The sequence below is a fragment of the Geodermatophilus sp. DSM 45219 genome, from assembly GCF_900104025.1.
Classification (GTDB): domain Bacteria; phylum Actinomycetota; class Actinomycetes; order Mycobacteriales; family Geodermatophilaceae; genus Geodermatophilus.
This window is the reverse complement of record NZ_FNIQ01000007.1, coordinates 126,870-143,334: the sequence shown is the minus strand read 5'-3', so window position 1 is coordinate 143,334 and position 16,465 is coordinate 126,870. Positions and strand designations below refer to the sequence as shown.

Annotated in this window: 15 protein-coding genes; 9 read left to right on the top strand and 6 right to left on the bottom strand. The window is 73.8% G+C overall.

Annotated features, from left to right (window positions below):
- The first annotated feature begins 3 nt into the window (after positions 1-3).
- From BLR12_RS20955 to nusB, 8 genes are read left to right on the top strand one after another with little or no spacing between them, the layout of a single operon-like run.
- On the top strand, positions 4-678 hold the full coding sequence (locus BLR12_RS20955; RefSeq protein WP_091382180.1) for a prepilin peptidase: 675 nt from the start codon (positions 4-6) through the stop codon (positions 676-678).
- 58 nt (positions 679-736) lie between these two features.
- Positions 737-1,915, top strand: a complete 1,179-nt coding sequence (gene aroC / locus BLR12_RS20950; protein WP_091382179.1) for a chorismate synthase — start codon at positions 737-739, stop codon at positions 1,913-1,915.
- Positions 1,912-2,493, top strand: coding sequence for a shikimate kinase (locus BLR12_RS20945; protein WP_091382177.1), 582 nt, complete (start codon positions 1,912-1,914; stop codon positions 2,491-2,493). Before aroC ends, BLR12_RS20945 begins: the two co-directional genes overlap by 4 nt.
- Positions 2,490-3,545 carry a 3-dehydroquinate synthase gene (aroB, locus tag BLR12_RS20940; RefSeq protein ID WP_091382176.1) on the top strand — a complete coding sequence of 352 codons (1,056 nt, stop codon included), beginning with the start codon at positions 2,490-2,492 and terminating at the stop codon, positions 3,543-3,545. The genes BLR12_RS20945 and aroB overlap by 4 nt, the downstream gene beginning before the upstream one ends.
- Entirely contained in the window at positions 3,542-3,976 is a 435-nt protein-coding gene (gene aroQ, locus BLR12_RS20935; protein ID WP_091382174.1) for a type II 3-dehydroquinate dehydratase, read from the top strand. Before aroB ends, aroQ begins: the two co-directional genes overlap by 4 nt.
- Complete coding sequence (locus tag BLR12_RS20930) at positions 3,973-5,073, top strand: M24 family metallopeptidase (RefSeq protein ID WP_091382171.1); 1,101 nt, start codon at positions 3,973-3,975, stop codon at positions 5,071-5,073. Before aroQ ends, BLR12_RS20930 begins: the two co-directional genes overlap by 4 nt.
- On the top strand, positions 5,074-5,634 hold the full coding sequence (efp, locus tag BLR12_RS20925; RefSeq protein WP_091382169.1) for an elongation factor P: 561 nt from the start codon (positions 5,074-5,076) through the stop codon (positions 5,632-5,634).
- Positions 5,635-5,657: 23 nt separating this feature from the next.
- Positions 5,658-6,065, top strand: a complete 408-nt coding sequence (gene nusB, locus BLR12_RS20920) for a transcription antitermination factor NusB (protein WP_091382316.1) — start codon at positions 5,658-5,660, stop codon at positions 6,063-6,065.
- A 691-nt stretch (positions 6,066-6,756) separates the two neighbouring features.
- Here nusB and BLR12_RS20910 read toward each other — a convergent pair.
- The 6 genes from BLR12_RS20910 to BLR12_RS20885 all read right to left on the bottom strand — a co-directional run bounded on the left by BLR12_RS20910 (position 6,757) and on the right by BLR12_RS20885 (position 13,191).
- On the bottom strand, positions 6,757-7,596 hold the full coding sequence (locus BLR12_RS20910; protein ID WP_176832619.1) for a glutaminyl-peptide cyclotransferase: 840 nt from the start codon (positions 7,594-7,596) through the stop codon (positions 6,757-6,759).
- Between the two features lie 279 nt (positions 7,597-7,875).
- Entirely contained in the window at positions 7,876-8,112 is a 237-nt protein-coding gene (locus BLR12_RS20905) for a hypothetical protein (protein ID WP_091382165.1), read from the bottom strand.
- Positions 8,113-8,649: 537 nt separating this feature from the next.
- Positions 8,650-9,174 (bottom strand): collagen-like triple helix repeat-containing protein, encoded by a 525-nt coding sequence (locus BLR12_RS24730; protein ID WP_218120776.1) that lies wholly within the window; start codon positions 9,172-9,174, stop codon positions 8,650-8,652.
- 594 nt (positions 9,175-9,768) lie between these two features.
- Positions 9,769-12,054, bottom strand: a complete 2,286-nt coding sequence (locus tag BLR12_RS20895) for a hypothetical protein (RefSeq protein ID WP_091382161.1) — start codon at positions 12,052-12,054, stop codon at positions 9,769-9,771.
- Positions 12,055-12,195: 141 nt separating this feature from the next.
- Positions 12,196-12,438: a hypothetical protein gene (locus tag BLR12_RS20890; protein ID WP_091382160.1), complete on the bottom strand. Its 243-nt coding sequence runs from the start codon at positions 12,436-12,438 to the stop codon at positions 12,196-12,198.
- A 516-nt stretch (positions 12,439-12,954) separates the two neighbouring features.
- Complete coding sequence (locus BLR12_RS20885; protein WP_091382158.1) at positions 12,955-13,191, bottom strand: hypothetical protein; 237 nt, start codon at positions 13,189-13,191, stop codon at positions 12,955-12,957.
- Between the two features lie 616 nt (positions 13,192-13,807).
- Here BLR12_RS20885 and BLR12_RS20880 point away from each other — a divergent pair.
- Positions 13,808-16,447: a helix-turn-helix transcriptional regulator gene (locus BLR12_RS20880; RefSeq protein ID WP_091382156.1), complete on the top strand. Its 2,640-nt coding sequence runs from the start codon at positions 13,808-13,810 to the stop codon at positions 16,445-16,447.
- Positions 16,448-16,465: the final 18 nt, after the last annotated feature.

Genomic DNA, 16,465 nt, shown 5'->3' with positions numbered 1-16,465 from the left:
GGCGTGCCCGCGGCCGACCTCCCGGCCGGTGCCGTCGCCGCCCTCGCGCTCGCCGCGGCGCTCGTCCTGGGCCCTTGGCTGGCCCGGGTGTCGGTGGGCCTGGCCGCCCGGGACGACGCGGCGCGGGCGACCCCGCTGCGCACCGCGGTCACCGCCGCCCTGGTGTGCCTGGCGGTGGCCGGCGCGGTGCTGGTGGGCGGGGTCCGCCCGGCCACCGTCGGGCTGGCCTGGGCCGCGGTCGCCGGGGTGGTGCTCGGCGCGGTCGACCTCGCGGCGCACCGGCTGCCCGACCGGGTCGCCGTGCCGGCGTACGCGGTGGTGGCCACCGCGTTGCTGGTGGACGCGGTCGCGCTCGGCACCTGGCCGGACCTGCTGCGCGCCGTCCTGGCCGCGGCGGCCGCGTTCGGGGTGGCCGCCTTCGGCGCCGTCCTCTCCCCGCGGGGATTCGGGTTCGGCGACGTGAAGCTGCTGGGCCTGCTCGGCCTGGTGCTCGGCTGGGTGGGCTGGGGCGTGCTGCTCACCGGGGTGTTCCTCGGACTGGTGGCCGGCGCCGCGGCGTCGGTGACCCTGGTCGCCGCCGGGCGGGCCGGCTGGCGCACCGCCCTGCCGTTCGGCCCGCCGCTGCTGGCCGGGGCGGCCCTGGCGCTGGCCCTGCAGGGGTCGGTCGCCCTCCCCTGAGGGGAGCGGCCCCCTTGCCGGAGAGGCAGGGGGTCCCCCTACTGGCACAATCGCGGACATGTTGCGCTGGCTGACCGCCGGTGAGTCGCACGGCCAGCAGCTCACCGCCATCCTCGAGGGCCTGCCCGCCGGCGTGCAGGTCTCCACCCCGGACCTGGACGTCGACCTGGCCCGCCGCCGTCTCGGCCACGGCCGGGGCGCCCGGATGTCCTTCGAGCAGGACGTCGTCTCGCTGACCGGGGGCATCCGGCACGGGCTGACCATGGGTGGGCCGATCGCGGTCCAGGTCGGCAACACCGAGTGGCCGAAGTGGCAGACGGTCATGTCCGCCGACCCGGTCGACCCCGAGGTGCTCGCCGGACAGGCGCGCAACGCCCCGCTGACCCGCCCGCGGCCGGGGCACGCCGACCTCGCGGGCATGCAGAAGTACGGCTTCGACGACGCCCGGCCGGTGCTGGAGCGGGCCAGCGCCCGGGAGACCGCGGCGCGGGTCGCCCTCGGCGCGATCGCGCGGGCGTTCCTGCGGCAGGCCCTCGGCGTCGAGGTGGTCAGCCACGTGGTCGGCATCGGCCCGGTCGTCGTCCCCGACGGCGTGGTGCCCGGGCCGGGTGACAACCCGCGCGTCGACGAGGACCCGGTCCGCTGCGCCGACCCGGCGACCAGCGAGCTCATGGTGGCCGAGGTCGACGACGCCCGGAAGAACGGCGACACCCTCGGCGGCGTCGTCGAGGTGGTCGTGCACGGACTGCCGCCGGGTCTGGGCAGCCACGTGCACTGGGACCGCCGGCTGGACTCCCGGCTGGCCGGCGCGCTCATGGGCGTGCAGTCGGTCAAGGCCGTCGAGGTCGGCGACGGGCTGGAGACCGCGCGCCGCCGCGGCTCGGTGGCCCACGACGAGATCGTGCTCGCCGACGGTCGCGTGCAGCGGCTGTCCGACCGCGCCGGCGGCATCGAGGGCGGGATGACCAACGGCGAGGTGCTGCGGGTCCGCGCCGCGATGAAGCCGATCTCCACGGTGCCACGTGCGCTGGCCACCGTCGACGTCGCCACCGGTGAGCCGGCCGTCGCGATCAACCAGCGCAGCGATGCCTGCGCGGTGCCCCGCGGCGCCGTCGTCATGGAGGCGATGGTGGCGCTGGTGCTGGCCGACGCCGCCCTGGAGAAGTTCGGCGGCGACTCGGTGACCGAGACCCGCCGCAACGCGCGCGCCTACCTCGACGCGCTGACGATCCGATGAGCTCCGCCGGACCCGGGAGCCCCGACGGGCCGCCGGCCGCTGCGCGCCGGCCGCTGCTGGTCCTGGTCGGGCCGCCGTCGTCGGGCAAGACCACGGTCGGCACCGCCCTGGCCGGCCGGCTCGGGATCCCGTTCCGCGACACCGACAGCGACGTCGAGGCCGCCACCGGGCAGCGGGTGGCCGACCTGTTCGTCGACCTCGGCGAGGCGCACTTCCGGGGACTGGAGCAGCAGGCGGTGGCCACTGCGCTGGGGGAGCACGAGGGGGTGCTGGCCCTCGGCGGCGGCGCGGTGCTCAGCGCCGCCACCCGGGAGCTGCTGACCGCCTACACCCGCGCCGGCGGGACCGTCGTCTGGCTCGACGTCGACCTGGCCTCGGCCGCCGAGCGGGTCGGCCTGAGCCGCAGCCGCCCGGTGCTCGGGCTCAACCCGCGGGCCACCCTGCGCACCCTGCTCGCGGCCCGCGCGCCGCTCTACGCCGAGGTCGCCACCGTCACCGTCACCACCGGCGGCCGCGAGCCCGGCGAGGTCGTCGACGAGGTGGCCACCGCCGTCGTCGCGCGCCAGGTCACGCCGTGAGGCGGGTGACCGTCCCCGGCGAGCGGCACTACGACGTGGTCATCGGGCCCGGCGCGCAGCACGAGCTGGGCCTGGTCCTGGCCGGCACCGCCCGCGCCGCCATCGTCCACGCGCCGCCGCTGGCCCCGCTGGCCGGCGGGCTGGTGGAGACGCTGCAGACGGCGGGGGTGGCCGCCGAGGCCGTCGTCGTGCCCGACGGGGAGGCGGCCAAGACCGCCGAGGTCGCCGCCGGCGTGTGGGAGGAGCTCGGCCGGCTCGGGCTGACCCGCTCGGACGCCGTCGTCGGTGTGGGCGGCGGTGCGGTCACCGACCTCGCCGGGTTCGTGGCCGCGACGTGGACGCGGGGCGTGCGGGTCGTGCAGGTGCCCACCAGCGTGCTCGGCATGGTCGACGCCGCCCTGGGTGGCAAGACCGGCATCAACACCGGCGCGGGCAAGAACCTCGTCGGCGCCTTCCACCCGCCGGTCGCCGTGCTGGCCGACACCGACGTCCTCGCGGGCCTGCCGGAGGCGGAGTTCCGCTCGGGGATGGCCGAGGTCGTCAAGTGCGGCTTCATCGCCGACCCGGTGATCCTGGACCTGCTCGAGGCCGACCCGACCGGCCGCCGCGACACCGAGGAGCTCATCGAGCGCGCGGTGCGGGTCAAGGCCGACGCGGTGGGCCAGGACCTCTACGACACCGGCGTGCGGGAGTTCCTCAACTACGGGCACACGCTGGCGCACGCGATCGAGCGGGTGGAGGACTTCGGCTGGCGGCACGGCGAGGCCGTCGCCGTCGGGCTGGTCTTCGCCGCCGAGCTGGCCGGCCAGGCGGGGCTGCTCACCCGCGCCGAGGTCGACCGGCACGCCCGGCTGGTGGCCGCGATGGGGCTGCCCACCCGGTACGGCGGCGACTGGGAGCGCATCCGGTCGGTGATGCGCGTGGACAAGAAGGTCCGCGGCGCCTCGCTGCGGTTCGTCGTCCTGGACGGCATCGGCGACCCCCGCATCCTCACCGACCCCGACCCGGCCTGGCTCGACGCGGCGTGGGCCGCAGTATCGGAGGCGGCATGACGATCCAGGTGCTCAACGGCGCCAACCTCGGCCGTCTCGGCACGCGCGAGCCGGACAAGTACGGGGCGACGACGTACGCCGAGCTCGTCGAGCTGGTGGAGTCCGCGGCCGGCGAGCTGGGCCTGGAGGCGCGGGTCCGGCAGACCGACGACGAGGGGGAGCTGCTGCGCTGGGTGCACGCCGCGGCCGACGCCGGCGACCCGGTGGTGCTCAACCCCGCCGGCTGGTCGCACACCTCGGTCGTGCTGCGCGACGCGCTCGCGATGCTCACCGCCCCGCTGGTGGAGGTGCACATCAGCAACATCCACAAGCGCGAGGAGTTCCGGCACCACTCCTACGTCTCCGCGGTCGCCGACGGCGTGATCGCCGGGCTCGGCGTGCAGGGGTACGTGCTGGCGCTGCGCTGGCTGGCCGACAAGGGCGTCCGGTGAGGTACGGCGAGCGGCGGGAGCGGCTGCGGGCGACGGCGACCGAGCGCGGCCTGGACGCCGTCCTGGTGACCGACCTGCTCAACGTGCGTTACCTGACCGGCTTCACCGGCTCGAACGGGGCGCTGCTGCTCCGTGCCGACGGCGCGGACGTGTTCGGCACGGACGGCCGCTACACCACCCAGGCCGGCACGCAGGTGCCCGACGTCGAGCTGCTCGTCGACCGCGGCACCGTGGCCGCCCTCGCCCGCGAGGCCGTGCGCCGCGGCGCCGGTCGGATCGGTTACGAGAGCCACCACGTGACCGTCGACGGGCTGCGCGCGCTGGAGTCGGTCCTCGCCGACGCGGCCGCCGGGGGCACCGTGCCCGAGCTGACCAGCGTGCGCCGCGCGGTCGAGGTCCTGCGCGCGGTGAAGGACGACGACGAGGTCGACGCGCTGCGCCGGGCCTGCGCGGTGGCCGACGCGGCGCTGGCCGAGCTGGCGTCCGAGGGGGCGCTGCGACCCGGGCGCACCGAGCTGCAGGTCGGCCGCGAGCTGGACGCCCGGATGCTCGCGCTGGGTGCCGAGGCGCCGTCCTTCGAGACGATCGTGGCCACCGGCGCCAACTCCGCCATCCCGCACCACCGCCCGGACGCCACCGAGCTGCGCGGGGGAGACCTCCTCAAGCTGGACTTCGGCGCCACCGTCGACGGCTACCACTCCGACATGACCCGCACGGTGGTGCTCGGGGAGGCGGCCGACTGGCAGCGCGAGGTGTACGAGCTCGTCGCCACGGCGCAGGCCGCGGGCCGGGCCGCGCTGGCGGTCGGCGCCGACGTGGTCGCCGTCGACGCCGCGGCCCGCGACGTGATCGCCGCCGCGGGGCACGCCGAGCACTTCACCCACGGCCTGGGGCACGGCGTGGGTCTGGAGATCCACGAGGCGCCGGGCATCGGCCAGCTGGGCGCGGGTAGGCTGGCCGCCGGCATGGCCGTCACCGTGGAGCCGGGCGTCTACCTGCCCGGCCACGGCGGTGTCCGGATCGAGGACACGTTGATCGTCACGGACGACGAGCCCGAGTTGTTGACCCTCACGAGCAAGGAACTGCTGGTCCTCTAGATGGCTACCACCAACGACCTCAAGAACGGCATGGTCCTCAACCTCGACGGCCAGCTCTGGGCCGTCACCGAGTTCCAGCACGTCAAGCCGGGCAAGGGCGGCGCGTTCGTCCGCACCACGCTGAAGAACGTGCTCTCGGGCAAGGTCGTCGACCGGACCTTCAACGCCGGCACCAAGGTGGACACCGCCACCGTCGACAAGCGGTCCATGACGTACCTGTACAAGGACGGCACCGACTTCGTCTTCATGGACGGCGACACGTTCGACCAGATCCACGTGCCCGCCGAGACCGTCGGCGGCGGCGCGGACTACCTGCTGGAGAACACCGAGGTGGTCGTCGCCGTCCACGAGGGCAGCCCGCTCTACGTCGAGCTCCCGGTCACCCTCGAGCTGGTCGTGCAGCACACCGACCCGGGCCTGCAGGGCGACCGCTCCACCGGCGGCACCAAGCCCGCGACGCTGGAGACCGGCGCGCAGATCCAGGTGCCGCTGTTCGTGAACACCGGTGACCGGCTCAAGGTCGACACCCGCGACGGCCGGTACCTCGGCCGCGCCAACTGACGACGGGGCGGGTGGGGAAGGGCATGGCTGCCCGCACCAAGGCGCGCAAGCGCGCCGTCGACGTCCTCTACGAGGCCGACGTCCGCGGCAGCGACCCGCTGGAGCTGCTCCGCGAGCGGGTGGCGCTCGCCTCGCCGCCCATCCCCGACCACGCCGTCCGGCTGGTCGAGGGGGTGGCCGGGCACGCCGCCCGCATCGACGAGCTGATCGACCGGCACGCGCACGGCTGGTCGATCGACCGGCTGCCCGACGTCGACCGGGCCATCCTGCGGATGGCGGTCTTCGAGCTGCTGTGGGTCGACGACGTGCCCGACCCGGTCGTCATCGACGAGGCCGTCGGGCTCGCCCGGTCGCTGTCCACCGACGACTCCCCGGCCTACGTCAACGGCGTCCTCGGGGCCATCCTCGACGCCGAGGTCCCCACCGGCTGACCGTCGGACGACGAGTTCAGGCTCGGGCGACGGTGAACGTCACCGCGTGGTCGGTGGTGGCCGTGCAGGCGAGGCGCAGCGCGCCGACCGAGACACTCTGCCCTGAGGGGCAGGTGACGTCCCGGCCATCGACGCGGAGGGTCGCCCGGTCCCCGTCGATCGCCGCGAGGCGGAAGTCCGTCCCGAGGACGCGCGCCCGTGAGCCGCTGCCGCCGAGCGTCACCGTGCAGGAGTCCCCGGAACAGGACACGAGGCTCACGGAGCCGGACCCCGACCCGGAACCGCCCGCCGCGGACGCGCTGGCCGCGCTGGCCGAGACACCGGCCCTGCCGGCGGCCCCAGCGCCGCTCCCGGGAGACGCCCGAGTGCACGCCGCGAGCAACGCCAGCAGGAGCGTCGGTGCGAGGGCGTGCACGTGCACGTGCACGGGGACGGTGCGCCTCCTCGAGACCGAGGACAGCACGCGGAACGGACGTCTCACGGGGCACCTCCGGACGGACGAGGGGTGGCCATCGCACCGAGCGCGCCGGCGCCGGGCCTCGACGTCCGATCCCACCACGGTGCGGGGCCGCGGGGACGGAGCAGGAGCCGGTCCGGGAGTCCGCGCTGTCGACCACCGGCTCTCCCGGGCCTGCCGGTCACCGACCGCGGCGGTGCCGGCGGGTCGAAGGTGCTCCCGACCGGTCATCGACTACTCCTCCACGAACCGGACGCGGAACGAGACGGGCCACAGCTTGCCGGAGAGCAGGTACTCGTCGTTGCCCAGCGCCGCGATGCCGTTGAGCACCGCGTCGGCGTTCGCGCGCTGCTCCGGGTCGAGCAGCCCGGCCGCGTCCACGGCGGCGGTGACCCCTCCGCTCGCCGGGTCGATGCGGACGAGGACGTCGGACGGCCACACGTTCGCCCAGACCTGTCCGTCGACGCACTCCAGCTCGTTGAGCTGGGTCACCGGCTCGCCGTCGATCGTCACCGTGACCGAGCCGGTCTCGGCGAAGGTGACCGGATCGTGGAAGCGGAGGCGGTCGGTCCCGTCGCTGCGCACCAGGCGGGTGCCGTCGTGGCACAGCCCCCAACCCTCTCCGTCGAGCGGCAGCTGCTGGCGCAGTGTGAGAGTGGCGCGGTCCCACTCGAGCACCACGCCGTCCTGCCAGGTGAGCTGCCAGATGCGGTCCGCCGCCACGGCGATGCCCTCCCCGAACAGCTGTCCGGGCAGCGGCTCGGCGCGCAGGACCTCACCCGTTGCCGGGTCCAGCACGCGCAGCTGGGACTCCCCCTCGAGGCCGGTGCCCTCGTAGAGGGTGCCCTCGTGCAGCTCCAGTCCCTGGGTGAAGGCCGACGGGTCGTGCGGCACCTCGGCCAGGACCTCGGGCCGCAGGACCTGGATCGACTGCGTCGAGTCGTCTGTGATGGCGTCCTGAACGGCCAGACCACCCTCAGCCGGGACCTCGGCACCGTCCCCTGAAGAGCAGCCGCTCAACACCGCGACGGTGAGGACGGCGCCGAGGGTTCGCCGGTGGATGACGCGGTTCATGGAGCGATCTCGGTCCCTTCAGGCGTGGTGCGGGGGTCACTCGCCGACGGCCCGGCGCCGACCATGTCGACCGAGCCCCTCCCGTCAGCCCCTGGTGGGGCACGGACCCCGCTGACCTTCTCGAGCGCCCTGGTGGGCAGTGCCGAGCGGTCCAGGACCCGTGGAGACAGGGGGAGGAGGGGCGACCGGTGCCCGGTCGCCCCTCCTCGTCACCGGTTCAGCGGCACGCCGTCATCGGCACAGTGTCATCGGTGCGGTGCCGCCAGCAGGGGTCAGCGATCAGTCGTCGCCACCGACGCCACCGGCGCCACCGGCGCCGCCGTCGCCGCCGGTCGCCGTGGCAACACCCGACGTCGCCGACAGGTCGCTGTCGTCCACGTTGCCCTGGACGAAGATGGCCGCGGCCGAGATGGCGACGGCGTCTCCGCCGCGACCGCCCGCACCGCCGGCACCGCCGTTTCCGGCCTGCAGGGTGGTCCGTGCGGGCAGCAGGTCGACGGTCTGGTCCTCGAACATGATTCCTCCTGGAACGTCCTCGACGAAATCGTGCCAGAAGAGCCGGAATGCCCTTGTGAAGGAAGCGCGCAGGCGCGCTGTGTCCATTCCCGGCCCGGCTGGCCGCCGATCACCGTGTCGATGTCGGCGGATTCGATCCTGACGAGAGTCCGACCTCCAGGCAACGTCGAGCGCCACCGAGATGACAGTGCACGTACACGGATATGTGGGAGCGGACTACGTAGTCGCGAACGGGGACACGCACGTCAACGGTCCCCGCGGATCCGCACAGGATGAACTGCTGCTCACCGGAAGGCCTGCCCATGAGGCCGGAGCCGGGAGGGCAGGCGCCGCCCGAGCACGGGCCCGGTGGAGGTGGGAGGCCGGTCCGTCTGCCACGGCCTGCGACCGAGGTCCGTCGGGACTGCCGCCCCACCTCGGTGTCCCTCGTGGGCGCGTGCCGTCGCCGGTGTCGACGGCCTCCGCCTCCCCAGGTGATCGGCGCCGAGCGGATGACCTTCGCCGTCGACCGACTCGCCTCCGCTCAGGGCGCTGACCTCAGGCGGGCGAGACGGTCATGGTGACGGTGTCGCTCGTGACGTCCGTGCACGTCAGCGTCACGGGACCGGCTGATGCGCGCTGCCCCTCGGTGCAGGTGATGTCCTGGTCATCGACGCGCAGGACCGCCTGGCCGTCGCGGATGTCCTGGAACGAGATCGTCGTACCGAGGACCTGAACGCGTGAGCCGGTGCCCGCGAGCGTCACCGCGCATGAGCCCTCCGAGCAGGAGGCGGTGCTCATGGCACCGGCATCGGCACCGGGGGAGCCGTCCGCACCGGGGGAGCCGTCCGCACCGGGGGAGCCGTCCGCACCGGGGGAGCCGTCCGCACCGGGGGAGCCGTCCGCACCGGGGGAGCCGTTCGCGCTCACGGCGCCGGCTGTGACGCCAGCGCTTCCCACACTGCTCGGATCGGCAGAGGTCGAGCAGGCCATGAGCACCAGCGCCGGGACGAGGGCATCCGCACAGAGCTTGGTGGCCCGCGTGGTGCCCCCGAGGGAATCACCGGAGATCGAGAATCGCAAGACTACCTCCAAGATTGTGTCGGAACGTCGACGGTGTCATCAGAAATGACCTCCGCTCGGTAATAGTGTGCTCCTCGCAGCACCGATAGTCACTCGTGGTGAGTGCCATTTCCGGTCCACTTCGACGCGGACCGGGAACAGCTCATGGGATCCCCCGGGGCGCGCGGTCGGATCGAGCCTGGTGGGTGGGTTCGATCGTCGTAGCCGTTGCGCCGCCCGGAGGCGTGCGGTCGGGGAGGCCACGCTCGACGCCTCCCGTGATGGCCGACCCGGAGACGTGCCGTGACGCCGCGGCGGTGCTCACCGTGGTCGTGACCGCCGTCGGCGCACGGCCGCCCCGGCCGGGCACCAACGGCCGGCGTCGAGCAGCGACTCCCGCCGGACGCCCCTGACGGCGCGGCTGACGGCGAGGTGGAACCGGTCAGGGTGGAGTGGTGGTGCCGATCGACGTGCTCGCGGACCTGGCTGGGGACGGTCCGGCCCTTCCGGTTCCCACGTCGGCGGGCCGCGGGGCCGACCCGGGACCCGCCCACGCTGCGTGCAGCAGTCGCCCGAGGCCCCCGCAGCCGGGACACGCCTACCGCATCGGCGCGATCAGAGGAGGGCCCCGACGATCACGAAGACGAGGGTCGGGACGACGAGCAGTGCCCTGAGCAGCGGATGCGGCCGCTCCTCCACCGGGTGACACGTCAGCGCCTGGACGAGGAGCGCACCGAGCACGGCGGTCGAGCAGAGCACGAGGGGAGCGGCGGCGGCGACGCCGAGCGCGGGAACGACGGCGATCAGGACGACGAGAGCGAGGGCGGCGGCCGGCCACCGGAGCTCGCGGATCATCGACGCGCCTATCACCGTCAGCCCCGCGATCAGCAGGATGACCTGATGCCCCGCGGGGGACAGCGCGCTCGGGATCGTCCGGAGCAGGGCAGGCGTGGCCAGGGCGGCCAGCGCGGTGACCCCGAGCAGGCCGACCATCGACAGAACCCACTCGCGCATCGGCCCGTGGCTGTGCCACCCCGTCCTGATGGCCAGGAGCGCAGCACCCACTGCCAGCGGCAGCGCCAGCAGCGGCGTCGTCGCCACACCGGCGGCGATGGCCACCACCCCCGCTCCGATCAGGACACGGTGCCACGGCACCGACCGTGGTCCTCGTCGACCAGCGCTGACACCGAGCCGGTTCGCCGTCACCAGGATCGTCGTCCCCAGCGCCGTCCACGCCACACCCACCACGGCAGGGGACGGAGTGGCCAGGATCGACACGGCGGGTCCCATCGCCGCGACCACGGCCAGCGGCACGACGACCGCCGACAGCCGCCACCGGAGCAGTGCGGCCGATGTCAGGAAGCTGACGACCAGCACGGTGCAGGTCAGCACCGCGAGCGCCGGGCTGCTGATCAGCACGTCGACGTCCCGGCCGCCCGCCCCGGTGTGAGGGGTCGACGTCGGAGCCGACCCGGCCGCGTGCGCCACGCGCCCGACGAGCGCACCGGCGAGCCCGGTGACCCCCACGAACGCTGCGTACCGCCGGACGGCGCTCCACCGCCCTGGGGCGGCCCACGCCCAACCCCGCGCATCGCCGAAGCGACGCAGGATCCCCAGGAGCATGGCGATCACCAGGGCGGCGCCCGCCCATGGCAGGAGGATGAGGAGGAGCTGGAACACGCTCAGGGCGACGGTCGTGACGTCGCCGGCCCGCATCGCCGCCTCCATCCGGCTCTGGTACTCGAGCAGCACGTCCCACACCACCGGCAGGACCCTCGGCACGACGAGGAGGAAGGTGATCAGGTAGAACAGCAGCATCGGAACGGTCACGGCGACCCAGACCGCGATCAGCCGCCGTGGGCGGGGCCGCAGCTCCTGCACCCGTGGATGTGCGGGTCGGCCCGGGACCAGGCTCCTCAGCACTGGGCCCACGTAGTTGAACAGTTCCGGCACCCCGGCCAGGTCGGCGAGCATGTAGTAGCCGTCGAACCGGATGCTCGGCAGGAACTGCTGGGCGGCCTGGACGTGCATGAGCAGGATCCCCGGGAGCAGCCAGGTCGCGTCCGTGCGGAGGTACAAGCCGGTCAGGACGGCCATGAAGACGGCGTTGAAGTAGACGCCCGCGAGGTCCGTGCGCAGCCGTCCGACCCGACCCAGGCGGTAGGTGTCGGTCACCGTGCTGTAGAGGGCCGGCCAGACGAGGTACAGGCCGACCCCCATGTCGCCAGGACGAGCCCCGCCGTAGCGGCACGCCGTGACGTGGCCGATCTCGTGGAAGACCATCGAGAGGACCAGGAGCGTGAGGAGGACGAGGGTCAGCTCCGGTCGGTGGACCAGCGTCGTCGCGCCCGCCGTGACACGGTCCACGAAGTCGCCCTGCAGGAGGACGAGCGCGTCCAGGGCCAGGAAGGTGGCCAGCGCCGCCACCCATGCGGGACGCCTGAAGAACACCCGGAAGACGCCGGCGATGCGCCACGTGACCCCTGCCGGGACCACGGTCTTCCGGTAACGGAGTGCCAGCAGGGGATCGGACCGGGTCGGGGCCGTGACCGTGCCGGGGTCGTCGGTGTCGGTGTGGTCGGGGGCGATGAGGCCGGCCGGTCGGAGCCGCTCCTCGACCAGGTACGACACCTGCTCGGCGGTCAGGTCCTGGCCGAGTTCGGCGCTCAGGTCCGTGGCCATGCGCCCGGCGTCGCGACCGTCCAGGGAGCAGGCCACCCGGTACAGGAGCAGTGGCAGCTGCATGACCTGGCCGTCGGCCCGTCGCACCAGGAACTTGGGCGTCCGGTACCCGGAGTCCTGGTACTCCCCGAGCAGCTCCGTGCCCTCGGCGAGCCGGCGCCCGGGGTCTCCCCCGACGGGCGTGGGCGGGCTCTGCCCGTCGTCGGTCAGGGTCGTCATCCAGCTCACCTCAGCTCTGCCGGGTCCGAGGACCCGGATCGGACGGAAGGAGGGGCGACCGGTGCCTGGTCGCCCCTCCTCCTCACCGGTTCAGCGGCAGGCCGTCGTCATCGACGCGGTGCCGCTGTCGACGCCCAGCGATCAGTCGTTGTCGTCGCCACCCGAGCCGCCGTCGCCGCCGGCGCCACCGGCGCCGCCGGTCGCGGTCGCGTCACCCGAGATCACCGTGATCTCGCTGTCGATCACGTCGCCGTAGATGATGACGACCGCGGTCGAGGCGGCGAGCGCGTCTCCGCCGCGACCGCCGTTACCGCCGTTCCCGCCCCAGCCCGCCTGCAGGGTGGTCCGTGCGGGCAGCAGCTCGATGGTCTGGTCTTCGAACATTGTTCCTCCTGGATGTCCTTGACGAGATGGTGCCGAGGACACGAGGTGATGGCGTCCGGAAACCGAGGCCGCCGTGAATGCGGCCCGAGAGGGAGCCACAACAAGCCGAATTCGTTCCCATCCACCCGAGAGCGGATCACCCCGTTGAGATCGACACCATTCCGGTGTTGGCCCGACCGATCCTGACGAGCCGGACACGTCCAGGCAACGTCGTGCATCACGGGGATTGCGGCACGCGAACACGGAACCACCCGCGTGCCAGTACGTACACGGAGGTGCCGACCACGTAGCCCAGTTCGACGCACGAGGCGGGGGAAATGTCATCGCAGGCGGTGCGACCGCCGCGCGGTGGAGTGCGCGGAGGGGGTGGCCCGATCCCGGCGTCCGTCCAGGACCTGCGGCGGAGACGGGAGGAGGGGCGACCGGTGCCCGGTCGCCCCTCCTCGTCACCGGTTCAGCGGCACGCCGTCACCGATGCGCTGTCGTCGGTGCGGTGCCACGAGCGGCGGTCAGCGATCAGTCGTTGCCACCGGCGCCACCGTCGCCACCGGCGCCACCGGCGCCACCGGTCGCCGTGGCGTCACCGGCCGTCGCCGTCAGCGTGCTGTCGTCCACGTCGCCACCGACGAAGATGACCGCGGCCGACACGGCGACGGCGTCTCCGCCGCGACCGCCGTTACCGCCGTTGCCGCCCGCTCCGGCCTGCAGGGTGGTCCGTGCCGGCAGCAGGTCGACGGTCTGGTCCTCGAACATGGTTCCTCCTGGGATGTCCTCGACGAAGTGGTGCCAGAAGAGCCGGTGACTGCTGGTACAGGGCAGCCCGCAGGCACGAGTCCATTTCCGGCTCGACTGGCCGCCGATTCCCTTGTCGATATCGGCGAACCCGATCCTGACGAGAGGTCGGCGTCCGAGCATCGGTGAGCGCCACCGAGATGACGTCGGGGCGCACGGATTCTCAGCGCGGTGGGTCACGTACGAATGGCGTCCGACCACGTAGTGCCCGGCGGCGGCACCTCCACGACACCGGTGCCGACCGTCGGACGCGTCTCAGGGACGGCGTGGCGGGACCTGGGCGCCCAGGCTGACCGCGACCGTTCCGCAGCATCTCTCGGTGAGATTTCCGTGACCTTCTGTGGTGACCGGGCCGTCCGCTTCGTCCTGATCCAGGGGGAACGCAAGACGGCCCGTGATGAGACGGCTCCGTGGCGAAACCGTCACTACTCTGCGCGACAGGGCCGCTTCGCACATTGGCCCGGGGGGAGCCAGCGCTCATGATCGTTCTCGTGCACGTCCGCACCCGGCAGTGGCTGGATCCGGGCAGGGGGGATCCACCGGAGAGCCGGACCGCGATCCCTGCTCCGACGGACTGATGGCCGGGGAGCGCGCGCTGCTGCTCGGGCGGGATGCCGCCTGCCAGATCATCATCGGCGCGTTGGGCGCCGACCCTCCGGGCAACCTGGTGATCGTGGGGCCATCGGGCGTCGGGCGCACCCGGCTCGCCCGGGAGGCGCTGGTCCTGGCGGAGCGAGAGGGACGTGTCACCCGCTGGGCCGCGGGGACGAGGGCTGCTGCGCGGGTGCCGCTCGGCGCCCTCGCCCACCTGCTCCCCACCATCGACACCGGGGCGGACACCCTGGCGCTCCTGCAGCAGGCGACCAGGGCCATCGTCGGCGACCGGGCCGGACCGCTGAGCGTTCTGGGCGTCGACGACGTCCACCTCCTCGATCCCCTGTCGGTCACCCTGCTGCACCAGCTCGCTGCCGGGGGAGCGGTGAACCTGGTCCTGACGGTCCGCACCGGCAACGCGGTCCAGGACCCGGCGGCGACCCTGTGGAAGGACGGGCTGGCCACCCGCATCGAGCTGCAGCCGCTCCAGCGTGAGGACGCCGCACTGCTGGTCGGCCAGTGCGTGGACGGTCAGGTGCAGACCCGGACCGTCGAGCGGCTGTGGCGGCTGAGCGGGGGGAACCCGCTGTACCTGCACGAACTCGTGGAGGACGGCCTTCGCTCCGGCCGGCTGCGGCAGTACGAGGACCTCTGGTACTGGGTCGGGGAGATGGTCCCGTCCCAACGTCTCTCGGAGATCGTCCTGACCCACCTCGGGGACCTGGACGCCGACGAGTGGCGGGCCCTGCAGGTCCTCGGTACTGCCGGGACCTGCAGCGTGGAACAGCTGGTGGAGCTCAGCACTCCGGACGCCGTCACCGCTCTGGAGAGGCGCGGCACGATCGAGGACGACGTGGGTGGATCCGGAGAGGTGCGGGTCGCCCACCCGCTGTACACCGAGGTGGTCCGGGGCCTCGTCCCGCAGGCTGCGCGGCAGCGGATCCGTCGCCGGCTGGCCCGGGCCCAGGACGTCGGTGGACGCGACGACCACCTCCTGCACCGCGCCGTCGTGCTGCTCGACAGCGGGGCCACCGCGAACAGCGGCCCCCTGCTCACCGCTGGTGCCCGTCGCGCGGTCGCGCAGCTGGACCTCCCCCTCGCCGAGCGCTTGGCCCGGGCCGCCGTCGAGGAGGGCAGCGGGTTCCCGGCCCACGCGACGCTGATCGAGGCCGTCCGATGGCAGGGCCGGTCGGCGCCCGCAGAACGGCTGGCAGCGGCCGCAGCACCCGCGGCGAGCTCCGACGACGACCGGGCGCGGTTGGCAGCGGCGCGGGCGCTGACCCTGTTCTGCGGGCTGGGGCAGGCCGACCAGGCGGGGGCAGTGCTCAGCGAGGCCCGTGCCACCGTGCAGGACGACGAGGCGCGCGGCCTCCTCGCCGCAGCCGAGGCGATGCTGGCCTTCCTCGGTGGGGATCCCCACCGAGCGGTGCAGCGGGGCACGACCGTGCTGTCCGCACCCACCGGCGCCGCCCACGCGCTCGCGGCGGCCGCGGTCGCAGCCGGCCTGGCGGTGACCGGCCGGACGGCGCAGGCGCTGACCACCGTGGAGTCGGGCCGGCTGGCGCTCGACTCCCATCCCGATCCGGCGGAACGGATCCACACGCGGGTGGCGCTCGCACAGGCGGAGATCCTGGCGCTGGGACTGAGCGGACGGTTCTGCCGACTCGAGCAGCGGGCGGCCGAGCTGCACCGGCAGAACCTGGCGACGGCGCCCGAGTGGATCGGGGATGCGATCGCCTGCGTCCACCAGGGGTGGGCGGCTCTGGCCAGCGGGCGGCCGCGGGTGGCGAGCCGGTGGCTGGCCGAGGCGTTGCCGGCTCTCCAGGATCGGGATCCGATCTGCCTGCTCCCGCTGTGCCGGTCCGCCCTGGCGGCGTCGCGAGCGCTCGTCGGAGACGTCCGCGACGCCCGCCGGCTGATCGACGGCCCGCAGCCGGCCTGTGCCGGGGCGATGGCGGTGTTCGCCCCGCTGCGGCGCATGGCTGAAGCATGGGTCGCCGCCGCGGAGGGCCGGAGGGGCCAGGCCGGTGTCCTCGTGCTCGAGGCTGCGGCGCTGGCCGCTGGTCAGGGCCAGGAAGCCGTCGAGGCGGTCCTGCTGCACGAGGGCCTCCGGCTGGGACAGGGACCGAGGATCATCGACCGGCTGTACGAGCAGGCCGAGCGACTGGACGCACCGTTCATGGCCGACCTCGCCGCGCACGCGGCGGCCGCTGTCGCCGAGTCCGCCGAGGGGTTGGACGAGGTGAGCTCGCGCTTCGAGCAGACCGGAGCGCTGCTGCTGGCGGCGGACGCGGCGACCGAGGCCGCCTCGGCCTACGAGCGGCGCGGGGAACGTCGAGCGGCGGCCGCAGCCCGCCTGCGGGCGGCCACCTTCGCGCGCGAGTGCGGCGTGACCCAGGGGCCGGCGCTCGACGTCCTGGCACTGCCGGCGTTGACCGCCCGTGAGCAGGAGGTCGCCCGACTGGCCAGTGCGGGGTTGAGCAACCAGGCGATCGCCGACCGGCTCGTGGTGTCGGTGCGCACGGTGGAGACCCACCTCTCGCACGCCTACGCCAAGCTGGGGATCAGCAGCCGCGCGGACCTGGGGGCGATGCTGCCGCCGGCGGTCCTGGCGCGTTCCTGACGTCGACGTCGACGTCGA